This window comes from Arthrobacter sp. GW822-FHT05G07 (assembly GCF_058799755.1).
Window position 1 is genome coordinate 259310 of record NZ_JBXALT010000007.1, and the last position, 17101, is coordinate 276410.

Genomic DNA, 17101 nt, shown 5'->3' on the forward strand with positions numbered 1-17101 from the left:
ATCGGCAAGGAGAAAGCCATGACAACTTCCGGTGTAGTTCCGCAGGCGCGGTTCAGTGCACAGGCCCGGCTGCGTGCATTGCAGTCGGACATTATGGAATTGATCCTTGAGCGTGAGCTGGAGGCCGGCGATCCATTGCCCACGGAGAGTGAGCTCTCTGTCGCCTTGGGCGTGGGGCGCAATACGCTCCGTGAATCCCTCAAGGTGCTTCAGGCGCTGGGCGTCATAGAGATCCGGCACGGGTTCGGCATGTTCGTGGCACCGAGCAACTTCGACGCCCTCGCGGACGGACTTACGTTCCGTGGCAGGCTCTCCCTGCGTCACCAAGGACTTGAAGCCTTGCAATTGGTGGATGTCCGCCAGGCGTTGGAGTCCGGACTGATTGGCTCCTCCATTGACGTCATGACCAAGGAGCAACTCACCTCCATCGAAGAAGCCGTGAAGCAGATGGAAGAGCTGGCCGCCGAGGGCGAGAACTTCGTTGCCGCCGATGCCGAGTTCCACCGCCGACTCTTCGAACCCCTGAACAACGAACTCCTGATCAACCTCATGGGGGTCTTCTGGAAGGTCTACCGGAAGATTCATGTGGAGATCGGCCCAGGCAACGAGGATCTGGCAAAAACCGCCGCCATGCACCGCAACATCTATGCTGCCGTTGCCGCCGGCGACAAAGTTTCTGCCTCAGAGTTGCTCAACCGACACTTCGACGGCATCCGGCGCCGCATCGGCGAGGCCGTGGGGGACTGAGCCTCCGCGCCTAACGCAAGGGCCGCCGTCGTACTTCTATGAAAAGTACGACGGCGGCCCTTGCGTTTGCGGGGTGGCTCACCTCATCCGGGCAAAACAAAAGACCCGCACCGGCGAACCGGTGCGGGTCTTGATCTGTGCGCCCAAAGGGATTCGAACCCCTGACCTTCTGTTCCGTAGACAGACGCTCTATCCAGCTGAGCTATGGGCGCATTTCGTGTGATTCTCGGCGGTCTGTTTCTCTGACCCCCTCGAACCTCAATAAACTTTACAGAAGTTCATGTGAAGTTCCAAATCGAAAAGCTGTAATCTGCGCAACTAGACCGGTCTACGTGACCTTCGTCACTTAAAATGAGCTTTGTCGATCCCGAATCCTTGATTTCTAGCGGTTTTCCCTCCACGCCTCTTTGGATGTCCGATGTCTGACAGCGGATTGGTCTGGTCCGCGGCCCCTATCGTTTAGGACACACCACTGAACCCGAGGAAGGGAACCGCAATGGGCGATCTGGCGCGACTGCCGCTGCTTGAGAAGGCACCTACTACGCATGCACGCCTGCTGGCCTGGGTTGAGGAAGTTGCCGAGCTGACTCAGCCGGACCGCATCCACTGGGTTGATGGCAGCGAAGCAGAAAACAAGAAGCTCACCGACGAACTCGTCGAAGCCGGCACGCTGAAGCGACTGAACCCGGAAACGTTCCCGAATTCCTTCGCGGCGTTCTCCGACCCCGCTGACGTTGCCCGTGTGGAAGAGCAGACCTTCATCTGCTCCGAAAACGAGCGCGACGCAGGCTTCACCAACAACTGGATGGCCCCGGCCGAGATGAAGCAGAAGCTGCGCGGACTATTCGCCGGCTCCATGCGCGGCCGCACCATGTACGTCATTCCGTTCGTCATGGGCCACCTGGATGCCGAGGATCCCAAGTTTGGCGTCGAGATCACCGACTCCGCCTACGTTGTCGCCTCCATGCGCATCATGGCCCGCATCGGCACTGACGTCCTGGATCGCATCACGCAGACTGACGCTTTCTTCGTACCGGCCCTCCACTCACTGGGCGCACCTCTGGAAGCCGGCCAGGCCGACGTCGCATGGCCGTGCAACACCGACAAGTGGATTGTGCACTTCCCCGAAGAGCGCTCCATCTGGTCCTTCGGCTCCGGCTACGGCGGAAACGCCCTCCTTGGAAAGAAGTGCTACGCGCTGCGCATCGCTTCGGTGATGGCCCGTGACGAAGGCTGGCTGGCCGAGCACATGCTCATCCTCAAGCTGACCTCCCCCGAGCAGAAGACCTACTACATCTCCGCCGCTTTCCCGTCCGCTTGCGGCAAGACCAACCTCGCGTTGCTCGACCCCACCATCAAGGGCTGGAAGGTTGAGACCCTGGGTGATGACATCACCTGGATGCGCTTCGGCAAGGAAGGCGAGCTCCGCGCCGTCAACCCCGAGGCCGGCCTGTTCGGCGTCGCTCCCGGCACCGGCTGGGGCACCAACCCCAACGCCATGCGTGCCATCGCGAAGGGCAACAGCATCTTCACCAACGTCGCCCTGACCGACGACGGTGGCGTCTGGTGGGAAGGCATGACCGAGGAAACTCCGGCACACCTGACCGACTGGCGCGGCGAGTCCTGGACTCCGGACTCTGACGCCCCGGCCGCGCACCCGAACTCCCGCTTCTGCACTCCGATCGACCAGATCGACATGCTGGCCGAAGAGTACTTCAGCCCGGAAGGCGTGGAACTGTCCGCGATCCTGTTCGGCGGCCGCCGCAAGACCACCATCCCGCTGGTCACTGAGGCTCGCAACTGGTCCAACGGCATCTTCATGGGCTCCACGCTGTCTTCCGAAACCACGGCTGCTGCCGCCGGTGCCGTTGGCGTCGTCCGTCGCGACCCCATGGCCATGCTGCCGTTCATCGGCTACGACGCAGGTGACTACCTGAACCACTGGGTGAACCTGTCCGCCAAGGCCAACCCGGAGCGTCTGCCCAAGATCTTCCTGGTCAACTGGTTCCGTCGCACGGCTGAAGGCGGCTTCGCCTGGCCTGGCTTCGGCGACAACGCCCGTGTGCTCAAGTGGGCCATCGAGCGCCTCGAAGGCAAGGCCGACGCCGTGGAGACCCCGATCGGTTTTGTACCGACCGGCGAATCCATCGACCTCGAAGGCCTGGACATGACCCCGGCTGAGGTTGAGTCGGCTGTTCGCGTTGACCCTGCCGAGTGGGCAACCGAGCTGGCGTCCATCGAGGAATGGTTCGCCAACTTCGGCGAATCCCTCCCGGCGGCACTTCAGTCCGAGCTGGACGGTCTCAAGACCCGTCTGGGCTAGACCTCTTAGGAACAACGGCGTTCTTAAGTGAACGACGACGGCCCGTCACCTTTCGATTGAAAGGTGGCGGGCCGCCGTCGTGCTGCGCCTTAGTTGGCGAGCCACACGTCCGGACCAAAGACTTCGTAGTGGATGCGGGTAGCCGGAATGCCGGCATCGATGGCTTCGTCGCGGATCTTTTTCATGAAGGGGAGAGGGCCGCACAGATAGAGCGAGGCATCTGCGGGCATGTCGATTTCGCGCAGCGACATGAGGCCTTCCTTGGAACCTTGTTGGGGACTTTCAAGCCATAACTGCAGCTCGGCGTCGATTTTGGCGGCGTCTGCAGTCATCTGGTCACTGAGTGCCCAGTTTTCCATGGTCTTTTCGGCATGAAGAACCATGACCTGCCGATCGGTGCCCGTCGCCGCGAGCGACCGCAGGATGGACGCCGTTGGAGTGCAACCGATACCCGCGGAGGCCAGGATGACGGGACCAGCGCCTTCCCTGAGGGTGATTTCGCCGTAGGGGTTTGAGATCTCGAGGATGTGGCCGGGTTCGACGCCGGCGTGCAGGGCGGTGGACACCTCGCCGCCGTCGTTGAGCTTGGTGGTGAACACGCGGCTGCTGCCTGCTGTGCCGGAAAGCGAATACTGGCGCACCTGGCGCAGTCCGTCGGGAAGTTGGACCTTGACGCTGACGAACTGACCGGGTTTTGCCGCCGTTACCGGGGTGTCGTCCGCCGGTTCCAAGGTGAATGTCATGGCATCCGTGCCTGCCGGCTCCTTGTTCACCACACGCCAGGGCATCCACATTCTGTGGTTTGCCTGGGATGCGTAGAGGTCCTTTTCAAGCTTGATCAGGGCATCTGCCATGAGCCAGTAGACCTCTGTCCATGCTTCGGCGATCTCCGGAGTGATGACCTCGGCCAAGTCCGCCGCGATGGCTGCGAAGAGATGCTCGTAGACCACTCCGTACTGATCCTCCGTGATCCCGAGGGACGCGTGCTTGTGGGCAATGCGGGAGAGTACTTTTTCGGGGAGGGTGTCCGGGTTGTTGATCAGGTGGGTCGCGAAGGCCGCGATACTCCCGGCGAGTGCCCGCTGCTGATCTCCTGAGCGTTGGTTGGAACGGCTGAAGAGTCCATCGAGCAATTCAGGATGCGCGGCGAAGAGCCGATTGTAGAAGTCGACGGTGATCGCGCTGATCCGTGACCCAACCAAAGGCAGGGTGGCTTCGACGATGGGGCGGGACTTTTCCGAGAGCATGGTTCTCCTGGGTGTAGGGGCCGGTTTGCCCGGCCGCATATATAAGCATTCAGAATGCCTATATTTATATTCCAATTTCTACACCGCGTAGAAGACTTCTGCAAACCGGGGAGGTGCAAACCGGAAAGGTGCGTAAACCGGAAAAGGCTGGCGCTCGTTCGGCGCATTGCTGGTGCCCGTGATGGCTACGACAGCGTGGCGGGGGTCCTGAACTCCGGCTTGAGCCCGATGGATTGGAACACCGGGATCATCTGGCGGGCATGGGGGAGGGAAGAGATCACCACGGTATCGAGCTCGCGGTAGAAAGCTTCCCTGGCCTTATTCATCGCGTGACGCAGTCCGCACTCATTGATGAGGGGGCAGGCCTTCGTGGGCGATTGGCACTCCGCTGGATCCTGCCGGCTGTCGAGATGCCGCAGGAGCTCGCCAACGGTAGCCTTTCTTCCGGCTTCATTGAGCCGGGAACCGCCAAGCCGTCCGCGTTCGACGTCGATAAATCCGAGGGCTCGCAGGCGGACCATCGCCTTGCTGACATGGTTGTACGGCGTCCCCACAGCATCGGCCACCGCTTGTGTTGTCAGCAGTGTGCCTTCGGGAGCCGCGGCCAGCACCATGATGGCGCGGAGACTGACATCTGCGAAGGCGTTGATTTTCATGGGATCAGCTTACGGATTAGGTCTAGTCCACCCAGATGGATGGTTCGTGGGTATCAGGTTCCATGGCGCTAAAGGCGAATCCGTCCACTGTGGGCGTGTACGGAATAATGGCCGCACGGACTTCGCCATCCCTGTGCTCGGCTGCACCATGAATGCCGTCAGAACCATGGTCCGGCAGATTGACGTCGCTCACAACTGCTACAGCCTTAAAATCATCGCGGCCTTGGCGCAGCAGGTCATGGATGTCGGTCAACATCTGTCCTGCATCCACTTCGCCATTCTCGTCCGGCTCGCCCGGGGCAATCATCACTATGCGTAGTTCACCATCGTTGGACAGCGTGACTCCGAACGGGAAGAAGCCGCCGTTCTGCTGGATGTGCTCCTGCGCGGTCCCGAGTGCAGTGCCCAGTGTCTCGCGGAGTTCGCGGTCCTGGACTGATTCGGGGGCATCGGTGGAGGCGGTTTCGCTCATGCCAGCCAGTCCCTACGCCCGGACCAGCGCCAGGACGCGGTCGCGGATCTTTTCCATGGTGGCTTGGTCCTTGGCTTCTGCATTCAGGCGAAGGAAGGGCTCAGTGTTGGACGGGCGAAGGTTGAACCACCAGCTACCGTCCTTTGCTGTGAACGTGCTGCCGTCCATGTGGTCGATGTCGATGTCTTCGGTTTCGAAGTCGACGCGAACGCGCTCGACGGCGCCGGCCTTGTCTTCGATTTCGGAGTTGATCTCGCCGGAGGAGACGTAGGGCTCGTACTGGCGGCCCAGCTCCGAGAGAGGTCCGTCCTGCTCACCCAAGGCGGCAAGGACGTGCATTGCGGCAAGCATGCCCGTATCCGCGTTCCAGAAATCCCGGAAGTAGAAGTGCGCGGAGTGCTCCCCGCCGAACACGGCGCCTTCCTCCGCCATGACAGCCTTGATGAAGGAGTGTCCTACGCGGGTACGTACGGCACGGCCGCCGTCCTTGGCTACGAGCTCTGGCACGGCCTTGGAGGTGAGGAGGTTGTGGATGATGACGGGGGTCTCTTCCCCTGCGGCCTGGGCCCGGGCGATCTCACGCCGGGCCACCATGCCCGTGATCGCTGACGGGGAAACGGGCTCGCCCTTTTCGTCGATGACAAAGCAGCGGTCCGCGTCGCCGTCGAACGCGAGGCCAATGTCGGCGCCGTGCTTGATGACAGCGGCCTGCAGGTCGCGCAGGTTTTCCGGCTCCAGAGGGTTGGCCGGGTGGTTGGGAAATGAACCGTCCAGTTCAAAGTAGAGCGGGATGATTTCAAAGGGCAGAGCCGGGAGCAATTTGTCGCCCAAGACAGCCGGGGTGGTCAAACCAGCCATGCCGTTCCCTGCATCCACCACGATCTTCAGCGGGCGGGACCCGGACAGGTCCACCAGTTTGCGCAAGTATTCGGAGTAGTCCTTCAGGACGTCGTGCACGCCAATCTCGCCGCGAGTGACCGCCGCAGGGATGGTGCCGGTGTTCAGGTACTGCTCAGCGAGGGCTTGGATTTCCTTGAGCCCACTCTCGGAAGAGATGGGCTGGGCGCCGGCCTTTGCCATCTTGATGCCGTTGTAGGCGGCCGGATTGTGGCTTGCCGTGAACGTGGCACCGGCAGCGTTGAGGGCGCCACATGCGTAGTAGAGCTCGTCGGTAGAGATGAGGTCGAGCAGTTGGACGTTCGCTCCGCGCGTTGCTGCACCGTTGGCAAAGGCGCGGCTGAACTCCGGCGATGAGGGACGCATGTCGCCGCCAACAAGGACCGTTTCGCCCTCGAGTCCCAAGACATCGATGAAGGCAGCGCCTACGGCCTCGACGATTTCAGCCGTGATGGACTCACCCACGATGCCCCGGACGTCGTACGCCTTGAAGGAAGCCGAGAGGTCGAATGTCTTGTTCTGCTCGATAGTCACGGGCTCAATCCTACTGTGGCAACGCAGTTGGGGTTGAACCTGAAGAGATGACCTGTGGATAGTGGTTGTCCACATAGCAGGACGGCCCGGCTCTGGCTGTCAGGGTCGGCTGGAATACTGGGGTGATGGCCAACAACTCCCCAAACGCTGCCGTTTCCGTGCAATCACCTACACATCAGCAGGCGCTGGCGTGCCTTCGTGAGTTGGTGGGCCACCCAGAAGCCCGGTTCCATGACGGGCAGTATGAAGCCATCGAGGCGTTGGTGGACGCGGGCCGCCGAGCGTTGGTAGTACAGCGGACAGGATGGGGAAAGTCAGCGGTTTACTTCGTGGCGTCATTGCTGTTGCGTCGGCGTGGCTCCGGTCCAACGCTGATTGTGTCGCCGTTGCTTGCGCTCATGCGTGACCAGGTAGCCGCAGCTGCCCGGGCGGGCGTGCGGGCCGTCGCCATAAACTCCGCCAATGCCTTGGAGTGGGACACGGTCCTTGCCCAGCTGGCCGCGGACGAGGTTGATGTCCTTCTGGTCTCCCCGGAGCGGCTCACCAACCCCTCGTTCAGGGAGAATCAGCTTCCGGAGCTCATTCGCCGAACCGGGCTACTGGTGATTGACGAGGCCCACTGTATATCGGACTGGGGCCACGACTTCCGCCCTGACTACCGCCGCATCGCGGACCTCATTGCACAGTTGCCTGAGTCTGTTCCGGTTTTGGCAACCACAGCCACTGCCAATTCCAGGGTGGTTCACGACATCGAAGAACAACTTGGCGCCGGAGTGTTGACCATACGAGGCGCACTGGGTCGCGAATCCCTTCGGCTCGGTGTCCTGACGCTGCCCGATTCCAGGGATCGGCTGGGGTGGCTGCTGACGCACCTTGCGGACATGCCCGGCAGCGGCATTATTTACACGCTCACGGTCTCGGCGGCCGAGGACACCGCACGGCTTCTTGCGGAGGCCGGGCACAACGTTTTGTCCTACACGGGAAGAACGGACCCGGCGGACCGGGAGCGTGCCGAACAACTCCTGAAGGACAACCAAGTGAAGGCCCTCGTGGCCACTTCCGCCCTGGGAATGGGATTCGACAAGCCGGACCTGGGCTTCGTGATCCACCTCGGCGCTCCGTCGTCACCGGTTGCCTACTACCAGCAGGTTGGCCGTGCGGGACGTGGAGCAGCCAACGCCGACGTCCTGCTCCTGCCGGGCTCCGAAGACCGCGAAATCTGGCAGTACTTCGCCACAGCATCCATGCCATCGGCAGAGAAAGCCGCGGCTGTGCTGGGCGTGCTGGGGGAGGCAGGCTCAGCCTTGTCCACCGTCGCGCTGGAAGCCAGGGTGGATCTTCGCCGTACGCCTTTGGAACTCCTCCTCAAAGTCCTGGCAGTCGACGGAGCAGTAGAACGCGTTGGGGGCGGTTGGCGATCAACCGGCCAGCCGTGGAACTATGATGCCGAACGTTACGCACGCATCGCCGAGGCCCGCGTGGATGAGCAGGATTCCATGGTGATTTACCAGGACACGGCCGGTTGCCGCATGGAATACATCACTTCGGTCCTGGATGACGAAACTGCAGCTTCCTGCGGACGCTGCGACAATTGCGCCGGCCGGTGGTTCCCTGTGGACGTGGCGGCGTCGGCAGCCGACGCCGCGGGACAAACCCTCCGGCGTGCCGGCATAGCCGTGGAACCCCGGCTACAGTGGCCCAGCGGCATGGACCGCCTCGGTGTTGCAGTCAAGGGAAAGATCAAGCCCGACGAGAGCGTTTCAGAAGGACGCATCCTGGCCAGGCTTACTGACCTGGGCTGGGGCGGAGCTTTGCGGGAGCTGTTCGCTGCCGGGGCTCCGGACCACGCCGTGGATCCTGCCATGCTGCAGGCCTGCGTCCAAGTACTGCGCGAGTGGTCTGGGGCCGAAGGCGGAACCCCGTGGAGCGGCGTCGGACGACCTGCGGCGGTTGTCAGCATCCCGTCGCGCAGCAAGCCACAGTTAGTGGAATCCCTGGCGCAGGGGATTGCCGGGATAGGGCGGATGCCGTACCTCGGGCAGCTGCAGCCCCAGTACGGAGGACCAACAGGGGCCCGCGGCGGCAACAGCGCATACAGGCTGGCCGGTGTCTGGGACAGGCTCGTTGTGGGCCCCGAGCTTGCCCAGGCCTTGGCGGGCACGGGCGGACAGCCCGTGTTGCTGGTGGACGACCTCATAGACAGCCGCTGGACCATGACCGTATCCGCCCGTGCCTTGCGACAAGCCGGCGTGAGCGCCGTTCTGCCACTGGCGCTGGCCCAAGCCGGATAAGGCAGGGTAGTTGGGCGTGGTCGAACTACGTCATGTTGTGATCGCTCCCACTGCACGTCTATAGGATCGAGCAAACACGCCTGCTTGCCTGCCCGGATCACGGGCCACCAGCCAGAACTTGGACCGGAGCCATGAGCACAAAACCCAACACCGACGTCGAAGCGGCCAACGAAACCAGTTGGCGGCCGCGGCTGGCCCTGTTGGTGGCGGCAACGTTCTTCATGGAGTTCCTCGACGGGACCATCCTCACCACGGCCATCCCCAGCATCGCCTCCGACTTCAGGGTGGCGCCGGCAGACATCAACATCACCATGACCGCATATCTGGTGACGGTGGCCATGGGCATCCCGCTGAGCAGTTGGCTTGCTGAGCGGTTCGGCGCTCGCCGGATCTTCTGCCTTGCGATATCGATATTCACCATTGCCTCCCTGCTCTGTGCGATCAGCACGGACCTGACCATGCTCACGCTCAGCCGTGTGCCCCAAGGCATGGGCGGGGCCATGATGGTTCCCGTCGGCACTCTGGTGGTGTTGCGGGGTACTCCCAAGTCCGAGCTTCTTCGCGCCACTGCGTACCTTGTGTGGCCAGGCCTGCTGGCTCCGGTCCTGGCTCCCATGGTGGGCGGTGCCCTGACCACCTTCCTGTCATGGCACTGGATCTTCATCATCAACGTCCCTCTCGGCCTGGCCGCATTCATTGCAGCTCTCAGGCTGGTGCCGCGAACACAGTTTGATGCCAGGCGCCGGCTCGACTGGTTCGGGCTACTGCTCACTACGCTGGGCGTGGGTGCCCTCGTAGTTGGGCTGGAGACCTTGGGAGGGCACGCGTCCAATGCGCTTGCCGTGGTGGTGGTCGCTGCCGGAGTGCTGTCCTTGGCTGGGGCAGTCTGGTGGATGAGGAAAGCCAGCGTTCCCCTGTTCAACCTCAGCGTCTTCGGCACCAGGACTTTCAGGGCGACTTCCACCGGCGGCTTCATTTACCGGCTGACCATCAGTTCCGTTCCGTTCTTGTTGCCCTTGATGTTCCAGGACGGATTTGGCTGGGATCCGCTGAAGGCCGGCGTGATGGTGGCGGCAGTCTTCGTGGGCAACATAGGGATCAAGCCCGCCACTACGCCGCTCATCAGGCGTTTTGGGTTCAAGCCCGTGCTTGTCTTTGCGTCGTTCGCGTCAGCCGTGACGTTTGCGTTGTGCGCTTTCCTGGACGCCCAAACACCTGAGCCACTGATCTTTGCTTTGCTGCTGCTCAGCGGTGCGTTCCGCTCCATCGGCTTCTCTGCCTACGCTTCGGTGCAGTACGCGGACATCGTCCCGGGTCAGTTGCCCTCAGCCAATGCCATCTCCGCGACGCTCGTTCAATTGGCGGCGGCTGCGGGCATCGCGGTGGGCGCCCTTTTCCTGCGCCTGTTCGAAACCACGCAGGTGTTCGGGGGGGAGCACGTGGCGGCCTACAAGGGGGCATTTGTTGCCATGGCCATCCTGATGCTGATCAGCACGGTGGACAGCCTGACCCTTCACCGTCACGCCGGGGCCGAAGTCAGCGGCGGAGTAAAGCGCGGCTGAGCAGCGGCTTCATGGAGCAGAGCCTTAAACGCAAAAGGTCCCGGTTCGAAAACCGGGACCAATTCGCGGAGACGGGGGGATTTGAACCCCCGGTGGAGTTGTGCCCCACACTTCATTAGCAGTGAAGCCCATTCGGCCGCTCTGGCACGTCTCCCTTTGCTATTGCTAGCCCACCAAGGATACGCAGAAGGTGCCTTCCAGCGCAAAACGCCCCGGCCAAGCCGCCCGTTTCGTTGGTTCCCTGCCAGCCATGCCGTTCGCACGGCACAGTTCGCAGGGAACCGTCGAATCGGGCCTCAGCGAACTGTTAGTTGCTCCCAGCCAGCGAACGCCACAGGAAGTGGTTGCTCCGGGCCTGAAGCGCTGCGGCCTGCCTGTTGTCGGAGGCCCCCGCATGGCCGCCTTCCAGGGCTTCATGGAACCATACGTTCGGGATGCCCATGGCTTGCATTCGCGCCGCCATTTTGCGGGCCTGGACGGGTCCCACACGATCATCGGACGTGGCGGTCCAAATGAAGGTCTCCGGGTATTCCACGCCGTCGTGAAGCAAATGGTATGGCGAGAAGGTGCGGATGAAATCCCATTGCGCGGGGACATCCGGGTCGCCATATTCGGCGATCCACGAGTATCCGGCGGAGAGCTTGGTGTAGCGGCGCATGTCCAGGAGCGGCACTCCGCAGGACACAGCGCCGAACAGTTCCGGATATTGGGTCAGCATGTTGCCTACCAGGAGGCCGCCGTTGGAACCACCTACGCAACCGAGTCGACGGCGGCTGGTGACGCCTCGCGAGATGAGGTCCTTCGCCACGGCCGCGAAGTCCTCGTACGCGCGGTGCCGGTTTTCCTGGAGGGCTGCACGGTGCCAGGAGGGACCGTATTCGCCGCCGCCGCGGATGTTGGCAACAACGTAGACGCCGCCGCGTGAGTGCGCGGCAGCACCGTCGTCGGAGGATGCGCCCAAGGTGCGGCGCTCCAGCCAGGCCCGACCCATGGTTCCGCTGTATGCCGGAGTCCGCGAAACCTCGAACCCGCCATATCCGGAGAGCTGAGTGGGGTTTTGCCCGTCCAGCACCAGGTCCTTGGAAGCGACCTGGAAGTAGGGGACCTTGGTCCCGTCGTCAGACACCGCGAAGTGCTGCTGGACTTCGTAGTCGGCTTCGTTGAAGAACGACGGCGACCGCTTGACTTCGGCGTGCTGGCTCGCCACGCCACTGGCCTCCGAACCACCACCCGCCGAAGCACCACCCGACGAAGCACCACCCGACGACGCAGCACCGAGCGTCCCCCGGGTCAATGTGGTGGGTGTCGTGAAGCCGGTGGCCACCAGCCAAAAGTCGTTGCCTTCAGGGCCAGCGTCTTCGTCATCCACGGCGTAGGCGTTGACGTCGTGCAGGGGCGGGCACGCGTCCAGGACGGTGGACGTCCAGCCGCCTTCGGAGTCGGGACGGGATGGGTCCAGCACCCGGATCTCGGAGGACACATCGCGCAGGAGGTTCAGCAGGAGGTAGTCCTTGGTCCAGCTCCACGACTGCAGCGACGTGTGGGCATCCGGCGTGAACAGGACCAGCAGTGAACGGGTCCCTGCCAGATAGGACTCGAAGTCCGCGGCCAGCAAGGACCCGGCAGGGTAGAGAACACCGGCAACATCCCAGTCCTTCTGCGGACGGAACAGCAGCCAATCCCGGTGGGCGCTGATGTTCACATCCGTGGGAACGTCGATGACCACCCAGGAGTCGTCGCGCAGCAGCGATGTACTGCGGTTGTAGAAGTCGATGTAGTCCACGGCGAAAGTCCGCTCGTAGCCAGGCGTGGAGTCGTGGGCCACCATGGCCAGCATGTGGTCCTCGGGGATTTCGAAGAGGCGCTCGGCGTCGGCAAGGGACTGGCCACGGCGGAGCTTCACGCCGGTCCGTGCATAGGACGAGGTAGTTGCTGGCAGGCCTTCGGCTGTGCTGGATACGAGCAAAGTGTCGGCGTCCAGCCAGCTGACGTTGCCCTTGGCGGTGGGCAGATCAAAGCCACCCTCCACGAAGGTGCGGGATTCGACGTCGAACTCGCGGTGGCGGTCAGCGTCGCCGCCGTCGGGAGATAGCGAAACCATGGCCAGGCGGTACTCGGAGCCGTCGGCTGGACGGAGGAAGCCAACGCCGTGGAAGACCCACTCGACGCCTTCAGCGGCGGCGAGGGCGTCGATGTCCAGCAGAACGTCCCACTCGGGTTCTTCGGTGAGGTAGCTTTCCCAGGTGGTGCGGCGCCAGAGGCCCTTGGGGTGTTCCTGGTCTTTCCAGAAGTTGTAGTAGAAATCGCCTCGTTTGGAGACCATTGCGATGCGATCGGTGGAGTCGAGGACCTCCAAGATGCCGGCCTCAACGGCCTCATATTCGGCGTCCTCCAAGAGTTCCTCGGTGCGGGCGTTCTGCTCGCGGACCCACGCCAGCTGCTCTTCGCCGTGGATGTCCTCGAGCCAGACGTTTTCGTCCGTGGGTTCGGGCGCGACGTCCGCTGCGTGGCGGGGGCCGGAGGCCGGCGCAGCGTCATTCTCGGGGAGTGGCGTCGGATCAGCTTCTGTGGTGGTCATCGCCCCATCCAAGCAACACTGTTCAACGGTAAGCAAGTCACGCAGAAGTTAGGCTTGAGCGTGGCTAAATCCCAAACCAACCGTGTTGCCCTGATTGGGGCCGGCCCTCGGGGCACCAGTGTCCTTGAGCGGTTGCTCGCGAATTGGGCTGCGGACAGCCCGCACGGCACCACGTTGCACATCGACGTCGTGGATCCTTATCCGGCCGGTTCGGGTCATGTGTGGCAGCCGGAGCAGTCACGACTGTTCCTCATGAACACCCAGTCGTTCTATCCCACGCTTATTCCGGAGGACCCCGAGCTCGCACCGCCGCTCGCGGGTGGTTCGTTCGATCAATGGCGTGAGGCCCGTCGTCGTGATTGCATGGGACTGAACGACGCCGAAAAGGCGGAGCTTTCCACCCTCGAATCGCACAACTTTCCCAGCCGCGCGATCTACGGGCGCTACCTTCGCCAGACTCTGGACGGATTGCTGGAACGGCTGCCCGACGGCGTCAAGGTCACCTTCCATGAGACGCTCGCCGTTGCTGCGCGCCCCGTAGCGGACGGGTTCGACGTCGAACTCGCCAGCGGTGCGACGCTCACCGTCGGTTCCGTGGTCCTCGCCCTGGGTCACATCGAGTCCCGGCTGAACCCTGAGCAGCGGTCCTTCAAGAGTGCCGCGGACGAACAGGGCCTGCTGTACTTCCCGCCTGCTCCGCCGGCTGACGTTGATTGGCAGGCTGTGCCGGACAATGAGCCCGTGCTGGTCCGCGGCATGGGCTTGAACTTCTTCGATGTCATGGGCCAGTTGACGGAGGCCCGCGGCGGCAAGTTCGTTGAGGCTGGTTCGCCCGGCGCGGGCATCCTCGAGTACCGGGCATCGGGCAGGGAGCCCCGGATCATTGCTGCGTCCCGCAGGGGCACCCCGTATCGTGCCAAGGCGGGGCTGGCGGGCTACTACCCCAGCAGCATCACCATGCGCTACCTGACGGAAGATGCCGTGGACCGGTTCCGTGCAGCGGGTATCCAGCCGGGCTTCGATCATGACCTTTGGCCTCTGCTTCACCGTGATGCACTCTGGGCCTACTATTCAACGCTTGCACGGTCCCAGCCCGCCGCGATCAAGGACCCCGCACAGTTCCTGGCTGACCTGGAGGACGCGCTCCAACCACATGCGCACACCACGGCGAACTGGGAAATAAAGGTGGGAGACGTGGTGGAAAAGCACGTCGTTGCCTCCCGTCGGCTGAACCTGAGAGGGCTCGCAGCGCCGCTCGCAGGCCGTACCTTTGCTTCCCGGAGCGAGTTGGATGACGCAATCACGGCCTACCTTGATGATGATGCCCGACGATCTGCACTCGGCGAGGCGGACCCCGTCAAGATGGCCATCGGCGCCCTCCACACCGGCCGGGCCATCCTCAAATCCGTCGTGGCGGATGGCGGAATCACCGATGAGTCCTGGCTGGCGGGTTTGCGCGGCTGGTTCGAGTCGTTCGTGGAAGGCCTCGCCAGCGGAGCGCCAGCCCTGCGATCGGAGCAGTTGGCCGCTTTGGCGCGTGCCGGCGTCGTAAGTTTCGTGGGACCGGATCCGAAGTTCAGTGTGGACCGGGGTGCCAAGCTGTTCCGGGCGGTTTCGCCGTGGGTTCACGACGGTCCGGTTGAAGCGCGGACGCTTATCGAGGCGATGTCGCCGGCAAACAGGGTGGGCATCAACCTCTCGCCGCTGCTGGAACAGCTCATGTCCGACGGGCTGGTCCGCACCAAGATCATGATGAGTGTTGAGGGCACGCCCATGCAGACCACCGGCCTGGACGTGGAACCCCATCCTTACAGGCCTCTGGCTGCCAACGGATCCATCACCAGGAACTTGTATGTCCTTGGCCTGCAATTGTCCGCTTCGCAGTGGGGGACAGCCATCGCTGCCGAGGCCAGGCCGCGCACCGGACCCGCCTACGCGAGCGGCCAGCGGACGCTCCGCGATGCTGATGAGATTGCGCGTAGCATTCTGTGCCGCTAGGGACGTGGGGTTGCACCTCTACCCGACCTTGGCTACTGTGTGAGCTGCATCACCCACTTGGGTGTGCGCGCTTTTGATCTGCGGCGGGAGAGTCCTGCCGGTACATCCCGTCAGGCGCCGTAGGAGCAAACCCTCCCCAGGAATCTCTCAGGCCCATGTACCGCCGCGGCGAGGCAACTCTGGAAAGCAGTCCGGTCACCGGGCTCACCGAAGGTGCAAGCCTTCCTGCCCTGCAGGAAGGCGGAAACTCTCAGGTCCACGTACAGAGCGGGGAGGAACCCGAATCAATGTGGCACCCCGTGCCGCCTGAACGATGGAGTTCCTTTGACGATTCAGCGCCCGCCTTCCACCGGCACAGATTTACCCCACCTCGAGCGACAACTCAGCAACCGCCACATCCAGCTCATCGCCATCGGCGGAGCCATTGGCACCGGCCTCTTCATGGGATCCGGCAAGACCATTTCCGCTGCCGGCCCATCCGTCATCTTCGTGTACATGATCATCGGCTTCATGCTGTTCTTCGTTATGCGCGCCATGGGCGAACTGCTGCTCAGCAACCTCAATTACAAATCCTTCAGCGACTTCGCCGCCGACCTCCTGGGACCGTGGGCCGGCTTCTTCACCGGCTGGACTTACTGGTTCTGCTGGGTGATCACCGGGATCGCGGACGTGATCGCAATCGCGGGGTATTCCCAGGAACTTTGGCCCTCCCTGCCCCTCTGGGTGCCGGGCCTGATCACCATCGGCATCCTCCTGCTCCTGAACCTCGCCACCGTGAAAGCCTTCGGTGAGACGGAGTTCTGGTTCGCCCTCATCAAGATCGTGGCCATTGCGGCGCTCATCATCGTTGGCCTATTCATGATTTTCAGCGGCTTCCAGTCCGACGCCGGACCGGCCAGCTTCACCAACCTGTGGAGCCACGGCGGCTTCTTCCCGAATGAATTCATGGGCTTCGTGGCCGGCTTCCAGATCGCCGTCTTCGCGTTCGTGGGCATCGAACTCGTGGGCACAACAGCTGCCGAGGCCAAGGACCCCGAGAAGAACCTCCCCAAAGCCATCAACTCCATCCCCATCCGCGTGCTGCTCTTTTATGTGGGCGCGCTGATCATCCTCATGTCCGTCACCCCGTGGACCCAGTTTGCTGCCGGACATAGCCCCTTCATCGCCATGTTCTCGCTCGCTGGTCTCGGCGCAGCGGCCACCATCGTCAACCTGGTGGTGCTGACCTCGGCCATGTCGTCGGCAAACTCTGGCATCTACTCCACGTCCCGCATGGTGTTCGGACTCGCGCAGGAAGGCGACGCACCCAAGGTTTTCGGCGCGCTGTCCGGACGCAAAGTGCCCCGCAACGCCCTGTTCCTGTCCTGCATCCTGCTGCTGTCCGGCGTCGTCCTCATGTATGCCGGCTCGGACATCGGCAAGGCGTTCGACATGGTCACTACGGTGTCCGCTGTGTGTTTCGTCTTCGTCTGGTCCATCATCCTGGCGAGCTACCTTGCCTTCCGGAAGCGCCGCCCGCACTTGCACGAGTCCTCGGCGTTCAAGATGCCCGGTGGAGTGGTGATGGTGTGGGTGGTGTTCGCGTTCTTCGCCTTCGTCCTCTGGGCTCTGACCACGCAACCGGACACGCTCGCGGCCCTGTTGGCCACGCCCGTGTGGTTCATCATTCTGGGTGTCGCCTGGTTGATTCTCCGGTGCCGTCCCGCGCACTTGGCCCGTTACGAGGAGTTCAAGGCTGAGCTCCAGCGGGATGCAGAAAGGGACCGGGAACCGGAACCCGTGAACAAGTAACCGCG

The 17101-nt window shown here is 62.8% G+C and carries 11 protein-coding genes, 2 tRNA genes and 1 riboswitch; of the genes, 6 read left to right on the top strand and 7 right to left on the bottom strand.

From position 1 onward, the window contains the following. The first annotated feature begins 18 nt into the window (after positions 1–18). Positions 19–747, top strand: a complete 729-nt coding sequence (locus tag AC1RJY_RS14045) for a FadR/GntR family transcriptional regulator (protein ID WP_011773576.1) — start codon at positions 19–21, stop codon at positions 745–747. Positions 748–885: 138 nt separating this feature from the next. Here AC1RJY_RS14045 and AC1RJY_RS14050 read toward each other — a convergent pair. Beyond that, a tRNA-Arg gene (locus AC1RJY_RS14050) sits at positions 886–959 on the bottom strand. Between the two features lie 284 nt (positions 960–1243). Between AC1RJY_RS14050 and AC1RJY_RS14055 the strand changes: the two genes are divergently transcribed. Further along, on the top strand, positions 1244–3070 hold the full coding sequence (locus tag AC1RJY_RS14055) for a phosphoenolpyruvate carboxykinase (GTP) (RefSeq protein ID WP_011773577.1): 1827 nt from the start codon (positions 1244–1246) through the stop codon (positions 3068–3070). A gap of 89 nt (positions 3071–3159) precedes the next feature. On the opposite strand, the gene AC1RJY_RS14060 is transcribed toward AC1RJY_RS14055, so the two are convergent. The 4 genes from AC1RJY_RS14060 to AC1RJY_RS14075 form a co-directional block, all read right to left on the bottom strand. Beyond that, positions 3160–4317, bottom strand: coding sequence for a globin domain-containing protein (locus tag AC1RJY_RS14060; protein WP_498602560.1), 1158 nt, complete (start codon positions 4315–4317; stop codon positions 3160–3162). Positions 4318–4502: 185 nt separating this feature from the next. After that, complete coding sequence (locus AC1RJY_RS14065) at positions 4503–4973, bottom strand: RrF2 family transcriptional regulator (protein WP_011773579.1); 471 nt, start codon at positions 4971–4973, stop codon at positions 4503–4505. Positions 4974–4995: 22 nt separating this feature from the next. Then, complete coding sequence (locus AC1RJY_RS14070) at positions 4996–5445, bottom strand: hypothetical protein (protein ID WP_014920807.1); 450 nt, start codon at positions 5443–5445, stop codon at positions 4996–4998. A 12-nt stretch (positions 5446–5457) separates the two neighbouring features. Next, positions 5458–6876 (bottom strand): phosphomannomutase/phosphoglucomutase, encoded by a 1419-nt coding sequence (locus AC1RJY_RS14075; protein WP_011773581.1) that lies wholly within the window; start codon positions 6874–6876, stop codon positions 5458–5460. Positions 6877–7001: 125 nt separating this feature from the next. Here AC1RJY_RS14075 and AC1RJY_RS14080 point away from each other — a divergent pair, with 125 nt between their 5' ends. Both AC1RJY_RS14080 and AC1RJY_RS14085 read left to right on the top strand, forming a co-directional pair. Beyond that, entirely contained in the window at positions 7002–9167 is a 2166-nt protein-coding gene (locus AC1RJY_RS14080; protein ID WP_498602561.1) for a RecQ family ATP-dependent DNA helicase, read from the top strand. A gap of 131 nt (positions 9168–9298) precedes the next feature. Further along, a complete protein-coding gene (locus tag AC1RJY_RS14085) occupies positions 9299–10729 on the top strand; it encodes an MFS transporter (RefSeq protein WP_498602562.1) in 1431 nt (476 codons plus the stop codon). A 66-nt stretch (positions 10730–10795) separates the two neighbouring features. Here the strand turns inward: AC1RJY_RS14085 and AC1RJY_RS14090 are convergent. Both AC1RJY_RS14090 and AC1RJY_RS14095 read right to left on the bottom strand, forming a co-directional pair. Further along, positions 10796–10883, bottom strand: a tRNA-Ser gene (locus AC1RJY_RS14090). Positions 10884–11036: 153 nt separating this feature from the next. Beyond that, positions 11037–13307, bottom strand: a complete 2271-nt coding sequence (locus AC1RJY_RS14095) for a prolyl oligopeptidase family serine peptidase (protein WP_014920809.1) — start codon at positions 13305–13307, stop codon at positions 11037–11039. 60 nt (positions 13308–13367) lie between these two features. On the opposite strand from AC1RJY_RS14095, the gene AC1RJY_RS14100 reads away from it, so the two are divergent. Then, entirely contained in the window at positions 13368–15305 is a 1938-nt protein-coding gene (locus AC1RJY_RS14100; RefSeq protein ID WP_498602563.1) for an FAD/NAD(P)-binding protein, read from the top strand. Positions 15306–15379: 74 nt separating this feature from the next. Then, positions 15380–15478, top strand: a riboswitch (glycine riboswitch). Between the two features lie 151 nt (positions 15479–15629). Continuing rightward, complete coding sequence (gene cycA, locus AC1RJY_RS14105; protein WP_498602564.1) at positions 15630–17096, top strand: D-serine/D-alanine/glycine transporter; 1467 nt, start codon at positions 15630–15632, stop codon at positions 17094–17096. Positions 17097–17101: the final 5 nt, after the last annotated feature.